15 protein-coding genes are annotated in these 16,466 nt (G+C 70.3%); 9 read left to right on the forward strand and 6 right to left on the reverse strand.

Going from position 1 to position 16,466, the window contains the following annotated elements; all coding sequences use genetic code 11:
* Positions 1–154 precede the first annotated feature (154 nt).
* On the forward strand, positions 155–1,027 hold the full coding sequence (locus IMZ11_RS05450; RefSeq protein ID WP_228638100.1) for a hypothetical protein: 873 nt from the start codon (positions 155–157) through the stop codon (positions 1,025–1,027).
* A 521-nt stretch (positions 1,028–1,548) separates the two neighbouring features.
* The gene (locus IMZ11_RS05455; RefSeq protein ID WP_228638102.1) at positions 1,549–2,238 is read left to right on the forward strand and encodes a hypothetical protein; all 690 of its coding nucleotides are present in this window, start codon (positions 1,549–1,551) and stop codon (positions 2,236–2,238) included.
* Positions 2,239–2,305: 67 nt separating this feature from the next.
* Here the strand turns inward: IMZ11_RS05455 and IMZ11_RS05460 are convergent, their stop codons facing one another.
* Together IMZ11_RS05460 and IMZ11_RS05465 are read right to left on the reverse strand one after the other, a co-directional pair.
* Complete coding sequence (locus tag IMZ11_RS05460) at positions 2,306–2,986, reverse strand: DNA alkylation repair protein (RefSeq protein ID WP_228638104.1); 681 nt, start codon at positions 2,984–2,986, stop codon at positions 2,306–2,308.
* Entirely contained in the window at positions 2,983–3,672 is a 690-nt protein-coding gene (locus IMZ11_RS05465) for a TetR/AcrR family transcriptional regulator (protein WP_061257676.1), read from the reverse strand. The genes IMZ11_RS05460 and IMZ11_RS05465 overlap by 4 nt, the downstream gene beginning before the upstream one ends.
* A gap of 167 nt (positions 3,673–3,839) precedes the next feature.
* Between IMZ11_RS05465 and IMZ11_RS05470 the strand changes: the two genes are divergently transcribed.
* The 4 genes from IMZ11_RS05470 to IMZ11_RS05485 all read left to right on the forward strand — a co-directional run bounded on the left by IMZ11_RS05470 (position 3,840) and on the right by IMZ11_RS05485 (position 8,683).
* Entirely contained in the window at positions 3,840–5,216 is a 1,377-nt protein-coding gene (locus tag IMZ11_RS05470) for an alkaline phosphatase (RefSeq protein WP_228638106.1), read from the forward strand.
* 32 nt (positions 5,217–5,248) lie between these two features.
* Positions 5,249–6,766: a glycoside hydrolase family 3 protein gene (locus IMZ11_RS05475; RefSeq protein WP_228638108.1), complete on the forward strand. Its 1,518-nt coding sequence runs from the start codon at positions 5,249–5,251 to the stop codon at positions 6,764–6,766.
* Positions 6,767–6,879: 113 nt separating this feature from the next.
* A complete protein-coding gene (locus IMZ11_RS05480; protein ID WP_228638110.1) occupies positions 6,880–7,785 on the forward strand; it encodes an SDR family oxidoreductase in 906 nt (301 codons plus the stop codon).
* 76 nt (positions 7,786–7,861) lie between these two features.
* Positions 7,862–8,683, forward strand: a complete 822-nt coding sequence (locus IMZ11_RS05485; protein WP_228638112.1) for a RimK family alpha-L-glutamate ligase — start codon at positions 7,862–7,864, stop codon at positions 8,681–8,683.
* Here the strand turns inward: IMZ11_RS05485 and IMZ11_RS05490 are convergent.
* Both IMZ11_RS05490 and IMZ11_RS05495 read right to left on the reverse strand, forming a co-directional pair.
* Entirely contained in the window at positions 8,680–9,834 is a 1,155-nt protein-coding gene (locus IMZ11_RS05490) for an acyl-CoA dehydrogenase family protein (RefSeq protein ID WP_228638114.1), read from the reverse strand. The two genes, IMZ11_RS05485 and IMZ11_RS05490, sit on opposite strands and share 4 nt — an antisense overlap.
* Complete coding sequence (locus IMZ11_RS05495; protein WP_228638116.1) at positions 9,831–10,481, reverse strand: flavin reductase family protein; 651 nt, start codon at positions 10,479–10,481, stop codon at positions 9,831–9,833. The genes IMZ11_RS05490 and IMZ11_RS05495 overlap by 4 nt, the downstream gene beginning before the upstream one ends.
* Before the next feature lie 991 nt (positions 10,482–11,472).
* Between IMZ11_RS05495 and IMZ11_RS05500 the strand changes: the two genes are divergently transcribed.
* The 3 genes from IMZ11_RS05500 (at position 11,473) to IMZ11_RS05510 (ending at position 13,770) form a co-directional block, all read left to right on the forward strand.
* Positions 11,473–12,225: a GntR family transcriptional regulator gene (locus IMZ11_RS05500; RefSeq protein ID WP_228638118.1), complete on the forward strand. Its 753-nt coding sequence runs from the start codon at positions 11,473–11,475 to the stop codon at positions 12,223–12,225.
* Positions 12,226–12,472: 247 nt separating this feature from the next.
* On the forward strand, positions 12,473–13,027 hold the full coding sequence (locus IMZ11_RS05505; protein ID WP_228638120.1) for a GNAT family N-acetyltransferase: 555 nt from the start codon (positions 12,473–12,475) through the stop codon (positions 13,025–13,027).
* Between the two features lie 62 nt (positions 13,028–13,089).
* Positions 13,090–13,770: a copper homeostasis protein CutC gene (locus IMZ11_RS05510; protein WP_061257669.1), complete on the forward strand. Its 681-nt coding sequence runs from the start codon at positions 13,090–13,092 to the stop codon at positions 13,768–13,770.
* A gap of 24 nt (positions 13,771–13,794) precedes the next feature.
* On the opposite strand, the gene IMZ11_RS05515 is transcribed toward IMZ11_RS05510, so the two are convergent.
* Together IMZ11_RS05515 and IMZ11_RS05520 are read right to left on the reverse strand one after the other, a co-directional pair.
* On the reverse strand, positions 13,795–14,976 hold the full coding sequence (locus IMZ11_RS05515) for an aldolase (protein WP_228638122.1): 1,182 nt from the start codon (positions 14,974–14,976) through the stop codon (positions 13,795–13,797).
* 31 nt (positions 14,977–15,007) lie between these two features.
* Positions 15,008–16,342: an FAD-dependent oxidoreductase gene (locus IMZ11_RS05520; RefSeq protein ID WP_228638309.1), complete on the reverse strand. Its 1,335-nt coding sequence runs from the start codon at positions 16,340–16,342 to the stop codon at positions 15,008–15,010.
* Positions 16,343–16,466 lie beyond the last annotated feature (124 nt).

A 16,466-nucleotide genomic window follows, 5' to 3' on the forward strand; every position in this document is an offset into this window, starting at 1 on the left:
TGGCCACGAAGACCGTCGCCTGTGTCACGGGGGCAGAAGGCGCGGGGGAAGGGGGGCAGAGGGCGCGTAGTCAGTAGCGGCGGGGGGCCGACGGCAACGGACCCTCGCTTTCTCGTCAACCGTCGGGGGACCAGGAGAACAGAGGAAGCCCTTGATGTCGTACGGGCCGGGATTCAGGAGGGACCCGCAGGGCCGGGTCCGCTGGAGTGAGAACGGCAGATGGACGGAGTACGTCCGAGACCCGGGCGGGACGATCCGCAGAGACGGAAATGTTCCCGTCTCGTCGCCTCCGTCCTCGTCGCCGCTGCTGGGGGTCGATCCGCCGCGCAGGGAGGGAACGCGCCCCACAGCCGGGTCCGGGGGCGAGTCCGGGGGCGGGGGCGCCGCGATCGGCGGCGCGGTCGTGGGAGTCGGCGGCGTCGGTCTTTTCGTGGTGTTCTTCCTGCTGGTCATCTTTTTGTGGCAGCTGCGCTGGATCCTGTTGATCGGCTGGCTGGCCATGGCGGTGGCCGGGGTGCTCCTGTACCGGCGCGGCCGGCTCCGTGGGCGTCCTCTCGTGTTCGGAGTGGTGGCCTGGATCACGCTCGGCTGCCTGTGCATGACCGGCTTCGGGTTCCAGTCGTCCTACGAGGAGGGCCAGAAGCGGACCACGGCCGAGGAGTCGCGCGAGGAGGCCGAACTGACCGCCCGGGAGATTTCGGCGACCCAGAATTCCCTGGCGAGGATGGCCGACGACCCGCATGACTTCTGCTCCAACCGGATGTCCGATGGCGCGGATGACGCGCTCGCCGAAAGGGAGGGCACGTCCTCCTGCTCCGAGGCCGTCGAAGGACTCGCCGCCAGGCTCGGGCCGACCGGCCTGCACGCCTTGAGCGGTCTGGAGATGACGAAGATCTCCTCTGTGTTCGACGAGGACCGCTACCTGCAGCGTTCCACATTCCAGCTCGGCCCCAACCCGCTCGGCTGGACACGGATCGAGATGAGCGTCGGCACGATGTATGGCTTCGTGATCCACTCGTTCCAGTGACCGGCGGCGGGTTCTTCCCTGCCCACCTGCGCGGGGGGTCCGCGTCGCCCGGGTGCCGGTGTAGGCGAAGGGGTTCAAGGGCGCGGCCGCGTACATCCACGTCTTCCACGACGCGGGGCGCGGGAAGGTCTGCGCGTTCCTCAACTCCTCGGCTTCAACGTGGGGGGTGAGCAAGCACATGCGGGACATCGGACGTGGCTGCGCACTGGCCTGGGGCCGTGTCTCGTGGGGGCCGCACTACGGCCTCATGGCCACGAAGACCGTCGCCTGTGTCACGGGGGTGGAGGGAGCGTAGTCAGTCGCGAGACGGGACCGACGATCACTCTCTCGTCAACCCACGGGAGGACCAGCAGAACAGAAGGAGGCAGTGCAGGAGTGGTTGATCGGCCGATTGTTTCGCGGCAGCTCACTACGCAGCGGATCGAGCCCGAATTCCATGGGGAGCGTCATATTCGACAGCACGCATCGGTATTTTCGCTTCGCCCTGTCCGGGACAGCGCATCATCAAGGAGGGCAACGCTGTGACCAATCAACCGGATGGCTTGACCCCTCACGAGCGGGCGCTTCTCTATACCTGCGAGATCGCTGTCCAAGTTCTCGACAAGGGGGCGCTGTCGGTTCCACCGGTGCCATCGCCGGTCCGATTACTGGAGAACGAGAGGATCCTGGCGCAGGGGCCCGCGTCGGTCTCCCAGTTCAAGCCCAAGGGGAACGGCTCCTACACCCCGGCAGGCTTCGCCGACGGCATCGGCGTGAGCAAGGTATCCGATATCGCGTGGAACCAGTTCAGCCAGAGCATGATCACAGAAATGCGCCGCAGGCAGGCGAAGAAGGACATGGTTCCGCGCTGGTTCAACTACGGCGTCGGGCACGCGCTGTTCACCAACGGACGCGTGATCCTGCCCCAGTTGGGCCGGCATCGGAACCTGTTCTGGGACTTCGGTGAATGCTCGTGGATCGACCTTGAGGGCACCAGCAGCCTGCTACTGATCGACGGCCAGGTGACCACCAGGATCCAATCCGACTGGGCGTGCCTGGGCTTTCTGATGGGCGCCGCCTACTACATCCAGACTCACCCCAAGCTGATGGACGGCTCGTGGTTGCCGATGGGCATCGAGGAATATTTCACCCGCCAAGGGTATGAGTGCGCCCCCGCCCGCCAACTGCTCATCGACGCCACCAACAAGCGGGGAAAGTGGGCCGGCCGATGAAACCTCTCATCGTGCCGGGCCCCGCGCGCCGGGGCTCAGTAGTACGTCGTTGGGTCACGAAGTACTGCTAGCGCGTGGGGAGGTTGCGGAGGGCCTCGCGGCGGCTCAGGCCGGAGATGCCGTGGTGGTCGACGTAGCGGACGACCTCGTCCGGCTTGGTCTTCGCGTACTCGCGCAGGGCCCAGCCGATGGCCTTGCGCGCGAAGAAGTCGATGTCCGACAGGCTCGGCTCGATGCACGCGTACAGCAGCGCGGGGTCGGTCCGCTCCTTGAAGGAGTTCTGGCAGAGGATCGCGGTGCGCCGTTTCCACAGGTCGGGGTCGTGCGCCCACTCCAGCATCAGCGGGCGCATGGTCTCGGGGTAGAGCCGCAGCAGCGTGCCGACCCGGTGGACGGCGATGTCGTCGACCAGGTCCCACCAGGCGCCGGTGACGACCATCTCCTCGTACATCGGGATGGTGTAGAGCGTCTGCCAGGACCGGTAGTAGCGATGCGAGGACAGTTCGATCGCGGCGTACCGCTCCTCGCGGTATTCCGCCTCGCGCCAGAGCGCGAGGACCGCCTTGCGCCACTCGGGGGCCGAGCCCAGGCGGTGCTCGGTGAAGACCCGCTTCAACGCGTTGCGCCGGGGGACGGCCTGCACACCGAGGAACGGCATGCCGGACTTCATGTACGCCTGCATGGCCGGCGCCTTGGCCGGGTCGGCCGCCTCGGTGAGGGCATGCCGTACGGCCTTGAGGAGCATCATGGCTGCTGGCTGGCGCGGTCTCCGGTGGAGACGCCGTCGAACAGCACGGTGATGTAGTGCTCGGCCAGCCCGGTGGTGTCGAGGCGGCCACCCGGGCGGAACCAGCGCACCGCGACCCAGATCGTGTCGCGGATCATCCGGTAGGTGAGCTTGGGATCGAGGTCGTCACGGAACAGCCCCTCGGCCTGGCCGCGCTTGATCTGCTCGACCCACATCCGCTCGACCTCGTCCTCGGCCTTGACCAGGTAGCCGAAGCGGTCTCCGGGGATGGAGCGGAGGTAGTTCCAGTCGTTCTGCATCACCGTGATGGCCGCCCGGTGCGGCTCCAGTGTGCCGAACCCGATCCGTACCATCTCGGACAGGACGGTGCGCGCGTCGCCCCCGCTCTCCAGGACGGCCCGGTAACGGGCGGTGAGATCCTCGAGGAAGGTGCGCAGCACCTCGTCGACGATCGTCTCCTTGGAGTCGAAGTGGTGGTAGAGGCTTCCTGAGAGGATGCCGGCCTCGTCGGCGATCTGGCGGACGGTGGTCGCCTGGAAGCCCTTCCGTGCGAAGAGCTCCGCCGCGAGCTTGACGAGATGGTCACGCCGCTCGGACGCCGAGCCCGAGGTGACGGCCCTTTTGGTCGTGCCCTGGCGTCTCACCGGGGCAGCGGTGGCGCCTCCGGAGTTCTTTCGCTGGTTCACACCACCATTATGAGGCTCCGAGCAATGGCTTGCTCGCCCAATGCCCGTGAGAGTCACCTGCTCACCGCGCTTTGGTGACGATAGCCAAGCGCTTGTTACAAACCCGGGCTTGCGCAACCTGGCATCGCGAACATCACTTATTGTGCAGGATCCTTCCTATGGTGAAATTGGGGTATCCGTTTACCTTGGGAGTGGCCTCGGGGGAGCCGCTTCCCGACGGGGTCATCCTGTGGACCCGTCTCGCCCCCGAGCCGCTGCATCCCACGCGGCCGGGCGGCATGCCGAACCAGACGGCGACAGTTCAGTGGGAGATCGCGGAGGACGAGAAACTCGCCCGCGTGATCCAGTCCGGCACGGTCGCGGCGCAGCCCGACTGGGCGCACAGCGTGCACGTCAGAGTCTCGGGCCTGCGGCCCGGCACGGACTACTTCTACCGGTTCTCGGTGGACTCGCACCGAAGCCCGGTCGGCCGGACCAGGACCGCTCCCGATCCCGCGTCCACCGCACCCGTGCGGTTCGGGGTTGTATCGTGCCAACGCTACGAGCACGGGCATTTCACGGCCCTGCGGCACCTCGCCGACGAGCGGCCCGAGGTGATCCTGCACCTCGGTTCCTACATATACGAGTACGGCAAGCCGAAGAATCCCGGACCGGGCCGGTACGTGCGCCCGCTGGAGTCGGAGGCGGAGTGCGCGACGCTCGGGGCCTACCGGGACCGGTACGCGCGTTACCGGATGGATCCCGATCTGCAGGCCGCGCACGCCGCCGCGCCATGGCTGCCCGTACCCGACGACCACGAGGTGCGCGACGGTTACGCGGGCGTGCTGCCCGGGAACGGCACCAGCCCGGCGGCCTTCCTCAAGCGGAGGACGGCCGCGTTCAAGGCGTACTACGAGCACATGCCGCTGCGGGCCCGGCCGACCGGGGCGGCCCTGCAGGTCTACCGCTGGAGGCCGTACGGCCGGGTCGTGGACTTCGTGCTGGCCGACACGCGCCAGTACCGCGACGGCGGCGACATGCTCGGAGCGGCGCAGGAAGAGTGGCTGATCGGGCGGCTGCGGAGCGCGACCGCGCGCTGGAAGGTCCTGGGCCAGGCGGTGTTCTTCGGCCGCCGGGTCCTCCCGGAGCCGACGGCGGGTGCCGGCGCGTGGGACGCCTATCCGGAGAGCCGCGCCCGCGTGCTGGCCGAGGCGCCAGACGGACTCGTCGTGCTGAGCGGTGACGAGCGGGGTGGCTGGGCGGGCGACCTGCGGGCCGACTGGGCCGATCCGGGATCGACGGCGCTGGGGGTCGAGTTCGCCGGCACCTCGGTGACGAGCATGCCACCGGAGACCGACGGCCGCGCCGTCCTCGAACTCAACCCGCTCCTCCGGTTCTTCGACGGCCACCGCGGCTACATGTCCTGTACGGCCGACATGGACGGCTTCCGGGCCGACTACCGGGCGGTGGAGTACGTGGACCGACCGGGGGCTCCCGCCTCCACGGTCGCCGCTTTCGCGGTCGAGAACAACGAGCTCCGCCAAATAGGAGGTGAGGCAGGCTAGCGAATAGGAAACTTTCCTATTAGATTGCGGGCATGCGTGAACTGGTGCGCCTCGCCGACACTGTCATCCTGCCCGGCTTCCCCGGGACGGCGCCCCCGGACTGGCTGCGCGGGCGGCTCGCCGAGGGACTGGCCGGAGTCGTGCTGTTCTCACGCAACGTCCAGAGCGCGGGGCAGCTCGCCGACCTGACCGCCGCGCTTCGCGCCGAGAACCCGCAGGTCCTGGTCGGGATCGACGAGGAGGCCGGCGAGGTCACCCGGCTGGAGGCCAGCACGGGCAGCTCCCGGCCGGGCAACTACGCCCTCGGCGTGGTGGACGACGTGGAGCTGACCGAGCAGGTCGCCCGCGACGTGGGGCGCGACCTGGCCGCCGCGGGGATCAACCTGGACTTCGCGCCCGCGGCGGACGTCAACTCCAACCCGGACAACCCGGTCATCGGGCTGCGGGCGTTCGGCGCGGACCCCGACCTGGTCGCCCGGCACACCGCCGCCTGGATCCGCGGCCTCCAGTCCGTCGGCGTCGCGGCCTGCGCCAAGCACTTCCCCGGGCACGGGGACACCGCGGTGGACTCCCACCACGGCGTCCCCCGGGTCACGGTCTCCCGTGAGGAACTCGCCGAAGCGGAGCTGTGGCCGTTCCGCGCCGCGATCCAGGAGGGCGTGCGCTCGATCATGACCGGCCACCTGCTGGTCACCGCGTACGACGACGGCCTGCCCGCGACGCTCAGCCCGCGGATCCTGACCGGGCTGCTCAGGAACGAGCTCGGCTTCGACGGCCTGATCGTCACCGACGGCATCGAGATGGCCGCCGTGGCCGGGGTGCACGGCCTGGGAGGCGCGAGCGCCATGGCCGTCGCCGCGGGCGCGGACGCCGTGTGCGTCGGCGGGGAGAACTGCGACGAGGAGACGGCCGAGCACATCCGCCGCGCCATCGTCGCCGCGGTCGTCGAGGGGCGGCTGCCCGAGGAACGGCTCGCGGAGGCGGCCCGGAGGGTCCGCGACCTGGCGGCATGGCAGGCCGCAGAGCGGGCGGACGGGCGGGCGGGGAGTCCCGGGACCAACGGGAGCGGTCCCGGGACTCCGGCGGACATCGGTCTCGTGGCGGCCCGGCGCGCGATCCGGGTCACTCGGCGCGCGGGGGCGTCCGGCCTGCTGCCGCTGGTGGAGGCGCCGCACGTGGTCGAACTCGCCCCGGAGACCAACCTCGCCATCGACAAGCACATGCCGTGGGGAACGGCCGAGCCGCTCACCCGGATGCTTCCGGGGACCACCGTCACCCGCCTGCGTGAGACGGACGTGGCGGACGGCGTGCCCTCGGCGGCACTCGGCGGGGCGGCCGGTCGGCCCCTGGTCGTCGTCGTACGGGACGCCCACCGCTACCCGTGGCAGATGGACACGGTGTCCCACCTGCTCTCCGCCCGTCCGGACGGCGTGGTGGTGGAGATGGGCCTGCCGGGCCGTACCGACCTGGGGGCGGTCCACATCGCTACTCACGGGGCCGCGCGCGTCTGCGGGCAGGCCGCCGCCGAGGTGCTCACCGGGCGCGCCTGACCGCCCGCCCTTTCCGCGGGTCACGCCCGTTCTCAACAGGGGCCTTCGGACCCTGGACAGATCATGTGGACTCCGAGAAAACTGTCGGAGATCACGGTGGAAAGGGTCGATGAATGGGCATCTGCGAGGGTCGGGTCGTCGTGGTGACCGGGGCGGGACGCGGCATCGGGCGCGCGCAAGCCCTGGAGTTCGCGCGGCAGGGGGCGAAGGTCGTCGTCAACGATCTCGGCGCCGGACCACACGGCTCCGGCGGCTCCGGATGCCCGGCCCGCGACGTGGTGGACGAGATCCGCTCCGCGGGTGGCCAGGCGGTCGCCAACGGCGACGACGTCGCGGACTGGGACGGAGCGGCACGGCTCGTCAAGACCGCGCTGAGCGCTTTCGGCGGGCTGGACGTCCTGGCCGGCACCATCGGGTTCACCCGCGACCGCGCGCTGGTGTCGATGACCGAGCGGGACTGGGACGACGTGATCCGCGTCCACCTCAAGGGGCACTTCCTGCCGCTTCGGCACGCCGCCGCGTACTGGCGGGAGCGCGCGGCGGCGGGGCACCCCGTGGACGCCCGCGTGATCAACACGTCGTCGGGCGCCGGACTGTACGGCCGCGCGGGACAGGGCAACTACGCGGCCGCGACGGCCGGGATCGCCGCGCTCACCCAGGTCGCCGCCGCGGAGCTGGACGCGTACGGCGTCACCGTCAACGCGATCGCGCCGATCGCGTCGAACGCGGCGGCCGGGGCGGACGGGACGACGGACGGAGGCGCGGCGGACAGAGGGGACGCCGACGCCGTGGATCCGGCCGATGCCGCGTCCCTCGCCGTCTGGCTCGGCTCCGCCGGGGCGCGGCATGTCACCGGCCGCGTCTTCGAGGTGGGAGGCGGGGCGATCTCCCTGGCGACCGGGTGGCGGCACGGCCCACGGGCCGGCCGTGGCGAATGGGACCGCGCCGACGTGGGCGCCGCCGTCGCCGGGCTCCTCGCCCACGCGCCCGTCCCCGTTCCCGTGTACGGCTTCGCCTGACGTCCACCCGCGTGCCGCCTCTTCGTCGACATGTCCGTACGATTTTTAGGTACTGACACGACATGATGGGAGTGCGATGAAGGTCGCCTACGTCACCTTCGCCGATCCACTGGGCCACGACGACGAGCGGGAGACCGCGCTCGCGGCCTGGCTGGGAGCGGGCGTCGAGGGCACACCGGTGCGATGGGACGATCAGGACGTCGACTGGTCCTCCTTCGACGCCGCGGTGGTCCGGTCCACGTGGGACTACATCGACCGCCGGGACGAGTTCGTCGCCTGGGCCCACCGGACCGGGGAGGGGACCCGGCTGCTGAACCCCGCGACCGTGCTGGAGTGGAACACCGACAAGACCTACCTGCGCGACCTCGGCGTGCCGACCGTCCCCACGCACTGGAGCGACGAGGGCATTCCCGAGTGGGACGAGTACGTGGTCAAGCCCGCGATCTCGGCGGGCGCGCGCCACACCATCAGGACCGCCGACCGGGCCGTGGCGGAGGCGCACGCCGCCGAACTCGTCCGCCAGGGGCGGACCGTCATGGTGCAGCCGTACCTCGACACCGTCGAACACGAGGGCGAGTTGTCCCTGCTCTACTTCGGCGGCCAGTTCAGCCATGCCGTACGGCGGCATCCGATGCTGGCGGGGGGCGGCCAGGAGCTCGACCTGAACAACAGGGCGACCCTGCGCGACCCGGACACCGACCAGTTCGAGGTCGCCGAGCTCGTGCTCAGCAAGGTATCCGAGGAACTGCTCTACGCGCGGGTCGACCTCGTCAGGATGCCGGACGGTGAGCCCGTGCTGATCGAGCTTGAGCTCACCGAGCCGTACCTGTTCCTCCGCTACGAGCTGGACGCCCCCGATCTCTTCGCGAACGCCCTGGTCTCGATGCTCCGGGGTTAACCCCGGGGCAGGCCGAGGGTGCGCTCGGCGATGATGTTGCGCTGGATCTCGCTCGAACCGGCATAGATCGTGTCGGCCCGGCTGAAGAGGTACAGCCGCTGCAGGTCGTTCAGGTCGTACGGCTCGCCGTCGGCGACCAGACCCGCCCGTCCCTGGACGGCCTGCGCCAGCTCGCCCAGCCTGCGGTGCCACTCGGACCAGTAGAGCTTCCCGATCGACACCTCGGGGCCCGGCTCGCCCGCGCTCAGCGAGGTCATCGTGCGCAGGGCGTTGAGGCGCATGATCTCCAGCTCCAGCCAGGACTGGGTCAGCCGGTCCCGCAGCACGGGGTCGTCGATCGCGCCGGACCCGCGGGCCGCCTCGATCACCGCGGCGAGCTCGCGCCGGAAGCCGATCTGCTGGCCCAGCGTGGACGCGCCGCGCTCGTAGCCGAGCGTGGCCATCGCGACCCGCCAGCCGTCGCCGGGCTCGCCCAGGATGTTCGCGGCGGCCGTACGGGCGCCGTCGAAGAAGACCTCGTTGAACTCTCCGGTGCCGGTCATCTGCGTGATGGGCCTGATCTCGATCCCCGGCTGGTCCATCGGGACGAGCAGGTAGGACAGGCCGGCGTGCCGCTGGGAGCCCGCTTCGGTACGGCACACCACGAAGCACCAGTCGGCGACGTGGGCGAGTGAGGTCCAGACCTTCTGCCCGGTGATGACCCACTCATCGCCTTCGAGCACGGCCTTGGTCTGCACGTTCGCGAGGTCGGAACCGGCGTCCGGTTCCGAGTAGCCCTGGCACCACAGCTCCTCGCCCCGCTGGATGGGTGGGAGGAAGCGGTCCTTCTGCTCCGGCGTGCCGAAGTCGAGGATGGTCGGGCCGATCAGGCCCTCGCCGATGTGGCCGACCCGCGCCGGTGCGTTCGCCCGGGCGTACTCCTCGTAGAACACGACCTGCTCGTCCAGCGTCGCGTCACGGCCGCCGTACTTGCCCGGCCAGCCGAGGCAGGTCCAGCCCGCTGCGCCGAGGTGGCGCTCCCAGGCGACCCGCAGGTCGTGGCCCTCGTGCTCGCGCCCGGGGCCGCCCAGGCCGCGGGCGTCGGCGAACTCGCCGGTCAGGTTGGCCTCCAGCCAGTCCCTGACCTTTTCTCTGAAGCTCTCCAGCGTCATGCGTGGAACCGTCCGTAATCTCCGCGGAAGAAGACGAGCGGATTGCCGTCCTCGTGCTTGTCGAGCCCATGGACACGGGCCACCACGATGACGTGGTCTCCAGCCGGATGCTCCGCCTCGATCGTGCAGTCGAGCCATGCGAGCGCCCCGTCGAAGACGGGGCCGCCCGCGGGCGAGAGGCTCCAGGACAGGCCGGCGAACTTGTCGCCGCCCCTGGCCGCGAGCTGGTCGCACACCTGCCGTTGCGTGTCGGCGAGCACGGTGACACACAGCGGTCCCGCCGCCTTGACCCGGGGCCAGCTCGTGCTGGTGTGGGCCACGCAGAACGCCACCAGCGGCGGATCCAGGCTGACCGAGGTGAAGGAGTTGGCCACGAGGCCGTACGGCAGGCCGGTCTCGGCGTCGATCGCGGTGACGGCGACGACTCCGGTGGCGAACCGGCCGAGCACGTTCCTGAAGTGCTTTCCGTCGGAGGGATCGGAGAGGGAGGCGCGCTGCCCGATTCGGCCGGGACGGCCGCTCCGGTGGCCGGGGCGTCCGTCGGCCGACGGCAGGGCGGGCTCGCTCGCGGGATGGCGGGGCGCGGGGCCGTGCGACGCGGGACGTACGGTGTCCGGCGCGATCAGCCGGGCCGCGTCGGTGCTCATCCTGGCGCTTCCTCCTCAGTCCCGTCCGTGTCCTGCGCACACCTTAGCAAGCGCTTGGTAGGGCGCAATGGCGACCCCTGATGAGTGTCAAGCCGGATACGGGCTTCGTCATTCCCGATGACCTCTATGTGGTGGTCTGTGGCAGCAGGTGCGTGCACGTGACCAGGGAGAACGCCGCGCGCGGCTCTCGCCGCTCCTCGCTGAAAGCGTGGGTCGAGTGGCCTGCCGTGCGCTGGAGGAATCCCGCTGAGTGGGAGCGCGAAAGGGAAGGCGCGGAAGATCGCGGAAGAGGCGGCACGGGAACGGCCGCGCAAGAGGCGGCGTGGGTGTCTCCCGGTGCGACGAAGGCGAGGAAGGCGAACCGGCCCGCACGACGAAGGCGAGGAAGGCGATCCGGCCCGCACGAGGAAGGCGGAAGGGGAACCGTCCTTCACGAGGAAGACGCGAGGAAGAGAGGCGTCCGCGTGGGAGTGCGCGGGCGGGGAGTGTCTGGAAGGACCGCTCCAGCGGCCTGGAGATGACGTGACGCGTCCTGGCGGGCGTGGGGGGCCCGCCAGGACACGTCACGCTCCGGGCGAGACGGTCACGACCCCGGCGAGGGTTGGGGTCGTGGCCGTCTTTGATCGCGCGGAGTCCGTGGCGGCCGGTCGTCCTCGCCGGGACCGGCCGGTCCTGTCTGGTAACGCCTGATCAGCAGTGCGGCGCCGGCCGGATCGTCCGCCGGATGCGTCACGACGACATCGCCCTCATTCCAGGCGAAGACCCCGTTCTCGCACCAGACGGTCAGTTCGGTAGATACCGACGGCACTGACATCCCGCTTCCGCTGCTCTGGTAGGTGTGAGGGACCGCTTGCGGCGCCCCCGCTCCCATTGGATGTATTTGTACCAACGTTTGGATAATGCGCGGTCCGCGCGCTCAGGTCAAGTGGTTGTTTGCAGCAAGACAGAGATCGTCTAAATTTGTTGGCACAAAAGGGTAGATTGAGGGAAAATGGCACGATCGTCGCTCTACCAGCAGGTGGCCGCCGAGTTGCGGAAGGCCATCTACGTGGGAGCGCTCGGGCCAGGAGACCAGATCCCCACCGAGGCCGAGCTCATGGAGGCCCACTCGGTCAGCCGCAACACCGTGCGGCTGGCGCTGGGAGAGCTTGAGAACGAGGGCCTCATCCTCAGGATGCGCCGTCGTGGAACGTTCGTACGCGAGCGCCGCCCGCTCCTCATCCGCCCGCAGGACGAACTGTCGTCCCTTCGCGCGGGCGAGCCCCGCATCGACGCCTTCGTGCACGCCGTCACCTCCGAGGGGCGCGAGGCGGGCCAGGACATCGAGGTCGCCATCGTCCAGCCTCCGGAGGACGTGGCGACCCGGCTCGCCCTCGCCGGCCGGGCCCTCGCCGTCGTCAGGCGCCGGCTCCGCTTCGTGGACGGCCAGCCGTACAACACGAACGACTCCTACTTCCCGTACGCCTTCGTCGCCGAGTCCGAGATCGCCCGGCCCCGCGACATCAGAAGGGGCGCGAACCGGGTGCTCGAAGAACTCGGGCACCCCCAGGTCCGCGTCATCGACGACATCTCCGCCCGGATGCCGACTCCCGACGAGTCCGCGCGCCTCCAACTGGAGCCGGGTACGCCCGTCGTCGTCTATGTCCGGGTCGGATACGACCCGGAGGACGTGCCCGTCCGCGTCGCGGTGTCGGTGCTTCCCGCCGACAAACACCTCATCAGGTACGAGCTGGAAGCCCGTTGACGCGCCACGGATCCCCCGTCGACTGACGGGGCGTTCCCCCTCGTTCCTCCCCGTGGGCGACCGCGGGGCCCGCTCGCCGTCGCACGAGTCCAGGCCTGCCCCCTCCATGCGCTGGAGAAGGCCGCCATCCGGCGGGCGAACGCCGCTGGAAGGCCGTTCCCGCTAGACGCCTGTCGAGGCCGCGCGGAGGCGTACACCCTCCATCGGTGACTTTCCGTGTTCATCGCACCACTGAAAGGAATCGACCATGCCGTCCCACATCATGCTGCCCGCGAAGTTCACCCTCCGCCGGGCCACCCACGGCGACCTTCCGTCCGTGCTCGCCCTGCTCGCCGACGCCGCGAAGTGGCTCGACTCCCAGGGGGTACGGCAGTGGCCGGCGGCGGGCTTCCCCGCCTCCCGGATCGAGCCGCTCATCGACGCGGGCGTCATGTACGTCCTCGACGACGGGGCGGGCACCGCCGCGACGGTCGCGCTCGACGGCCACGCCGATCCCGAGTTCTGGGGACGGGCAGATCGTCCCGACAGCGCGCGCTACGTCCACAAGCTGGCGGTAAGCCGGACGTACGCCGGAAAGGGGCTGGGCGAGGCGCTCCTCGACTGGGCCGGGCTGCGCGCGGCCGCCGAGGGCAGGCGCTGGCTCCGGCTGGACTGCTCGAAGGACAACCTCCGGCTCCAGCGCTACTACGCCGAACTGGGATTCCGGCACGTCAGGACCGTCGACCTGGCCCACAGGGCGTCGGGGGCGCTCTTCGAACGGCAGGCGGGCGCCACCGTGACATCCGCCCGCACAAGGTACTGATCGCATGCTGAACAGGGCGCATGCCGTACAGCGTGGCAAACGGACCGGCTACTGTTCGGTACATGACCGCACCGCTGCTGGAAGTGATCGCGCTGGATGTGCGTGACGCCGTCGCCGCCGAGGAGGGAGGAGCCGACCGCCTGGAGATCGTGTCCGACATGGCCTCCGGTGGGCTCACCCCCTCGGCGGACGTGGTGGCCGCGATCTCCAGCGCGTGCGCGCTGCCCCAGATGGTGATGTTGCGGTGCAACGCGGGCTTCACGGCGACCCCCGAGGAGCTCGACCGGCTCCGCGACGACGCCAAGGAACTGGCCAGGGCGGGGGCGGGCGGCTTCGTGTTCGGCTTCCTGACCGCCGAGGGCGCGGTCGACATGGAGGCGACCGAGGCGCTCATCCACGCGGTCGCCCCGTTGCCGTGGACCTTTCACCGGGCGGTCGACCACGCCGCCGACGTCCGGGCCGCCTGGCGTGCCGTACGGCTGCTGCCGAACCTGGCCACCATTCTCACGTCCGGCTCCCCGAAGGGGGTCGGCGACGGCCTGCCGGTGCTGCGCGAACGCACCGACGCCGGAGACGGCGAGATCATCATGGCGGGAGGCGGGCTGAAGCAGGAGCACGTCCCCGTGCTGAAAGACCGCGGCGTGCGCGCCTTCCACGTCGGCAGCGCCGTACGCGAATCCTGGATCGACCCCGTGGACCGGACCCGGGTCCGCGCTTGGCGCCACCTCCTCGATCGCGCCTGATCGACCCCGCACTTCGGAGGCGGGTCAGAGAGACAGGGCGTGGTCGGCCCGGCGCAGGGCGGCCATCAGGCTCCTGATCGTGGCGGGTTCGTCCATCACGCCGCCGCCCGCGTCCCGTCGCTGCTCCCACGCCTCGACCCGGGCGCAGTACTCCTCGTAGTTGGCCAGATGGAACGCGTACACGGCCGCGTAACGGCTGACCAGATGTGAGGGATGCATGTCCCAGCCCTGGTAGAAGCCGTTCGACAGGGAGTGGGCCACCAGCGCGGCGTGCCGGGCCCACAGCGCGCGCACGTCCTCGGTCCGGTCGGAGGCGGGGTGGGCGGCCAGCGAGCCGTCGGACAGCTCCACGCCGGTCCCGGCGAACGCGACGCGCATGACCTCCCTGGCGTGATCGCACACCGGGTGGTCCAGCCGCTGCTCGTGCGGCGGCAACCCGCAGGAAGCCGTGTAGTCGAACACCCCGAAGTGCGCCGCGGCCAGGCGCCCCTTGAGCGACCGCACCAGGTCGGGGGAGCGCAGCAGGAAGGCCACGGTCTGCGGCGCCTCGACCTGGATCTCGAACCGCAGGGTGCGCTCCGGCAGGCCCAGCGCGCCCTCCAGAGTCTCCAGGCAGGCCGCGAACTGCCCGAGGTAGGCCTCCATGAGCACCTTGGGGAACGTCACGGTGAAACCCGCGGGCAGACTCCCCACCTGACCGACCACCTCGGTGAGGAACCCGTCGAGCGTCCTGACGCTCCGTACGGGGTCGCCGTCGGCGAACGACTTCACCCGCAGCCCCCAGCGGCGCGGCAGCGTGCCCGCCCGCGCCATCGCGGCCACGGCCGCCGCGGCGCTCTCGACGTGCCGGTCCTCCTCGGCGTCCGGGCGCCGGCCGTACCCGTCCTCGAAGTCGATCCGGAGGTCCTCGACCGGCTCGATCCGCAGCTTTCTGCGGACCCGCTCGTGTACGGGCGCCGCCAGGTCGGGATCGAGCCCGCACAGCGGCGGCAGCTCGCCGGGGGAGAAGAGATGCTCGTGGAGGAGCTCGGTCGCCGTGCGTCCCCAGGCGTCGACGGTGTCCGCGGAGACCTGGTCGGCGGGGACGTACACCGTGTGCACCGGCTGCCAGGTGGGTTCGTCCCCGGTGAATCGTTCCGACTGCTCGCGGTAGGTCTCCTCGAACGCTCCGATGAGCGCGGACGGTGCGGGCAGGGTCGTCTTCATACTCTGATCCTCGCAAAATCGTCCGGAGGGGTCAGGACGAGGCGCCCGCCGTGTCCCGCGGGACGCGACCGCAGGCGGTGAGCATGGCGGGACGTCCGACGATCTTGACGCGTTCGCCCCTGCCCAGGGTCCTGGCGAGGTCGGTCTCCGCCGCCTCGATCGCGAGCCAGTCCTCGTACGTCACCGGGGTGAGGCTCCGCGCGCTCAGGACGTCGTCCAGCTTGGTGCCCGCCGTCCCGGGAGCGACCTCCGCGAGCAGCGTGCGGACGGTCTCGGCGGCGTCGGACTTGTTGGTGCCGATCACGCCGGTCGGGCCGCGTTTGAGCCATCCGGCGACGTACTGGCGGTCGGTTCCCGTCACCTTGCCCGCGACGTTGGGCACGGTGCTGGTCGCGCCGTCGAACGGCACGCCGGGAAGCGCCACGCTCCGATAGCCCACCGAACGGAGCACCATGCCCACCGGGATGGTCTCGTACTCGCCGGTGCCCGTGACCCGCCCCTCCACGAGGTGGGTCCGTTCGAGGCGGAGGCCCTCGACGTGCGCCGTGCCCAGGATCTCCACCGGGCGCAGCCAGAAGCGCACGTCCAGCCTGCGCGGCCGGTTCGCGGGGACCCGCTCCGACCACGAGCGCAGTACGTCGACGTTGCCCCTGATCTGGCGGGAGAGCGCGTCGAGGTCACCCACCTCGACCTCGTCGGGGTAGGTCAGGACGTCGGCGTTCGGTACCTCGCCGAGCTCGCGCAGCTCCTTGAGGGTGAACTTGGCGTGCTCCGCGCCCCGGCGCCCGATCATGTGGATCCGCTTGACCCGTGAGGCGGCGAGCCGGTCGAGCACCTCCTCCGGTACGTCCGTGCCGCGAAGTTCGTCGGCGGTCTTGGCGAGGATGCGCACCACGTCGACCGCGACGTTGCCGACGCCGATCACCGCCACATCCTCGGCGTCCAGCGTGAACATGTCGGCGGGGACGTCCGGGTGGCCGCAGTACCAGTTGACGAAGTCGGTCGCCGCGACGCTGCCCGGCAGGTCCTCGCCCGGGATGCCGAGGTGCCGGTCGACCATCGCGCCGGTGCAGTAGACGATCGCGTCATAGCAGGCCAGCAGGTCGTCGACGGAGACGTCCGCGCCGAGCTCGACGCCGCCGAGGAAACGCACCCCGGGGGATTCGAGCACCCGCCGCAGGTAGCCCGCGATCGACTTGATCGATGTGTGGTCGGGGGCCACGCCGTACCGGACGAGCCCGTAGGGGGTGGGCAGCCGTTCGAGTACGTCGATCTCGATCGGCTCGCCTGACTGCTTGGTCAGGGCCTCGGCGGTGTAGATCCCGGCCGGGCCTGATCCCACGATCGCCACGCGCAACGTCACCATCGCCTCCAAAGCAGGCGTCCTTTACGTGATTCTTTACCACGAGGGCCCCATAGGGCCAGGTCGGCCGCGCCACCGCTCGGTGATCTCTTTTCCCGGGCCGCGCCGGAGCCCGTTCCGGCCGCCC

Source organism: Microtetraspora sp. AC03309, from assembly GCF_020826795.1.
Taxonomy (GTDB): domain Bacteria; phylum Actinomycetota; class Actinomycetes; order Streptosporangiales; family Streptosporangiaceae; genus Microtetraspora; species Microtetraspora glauca.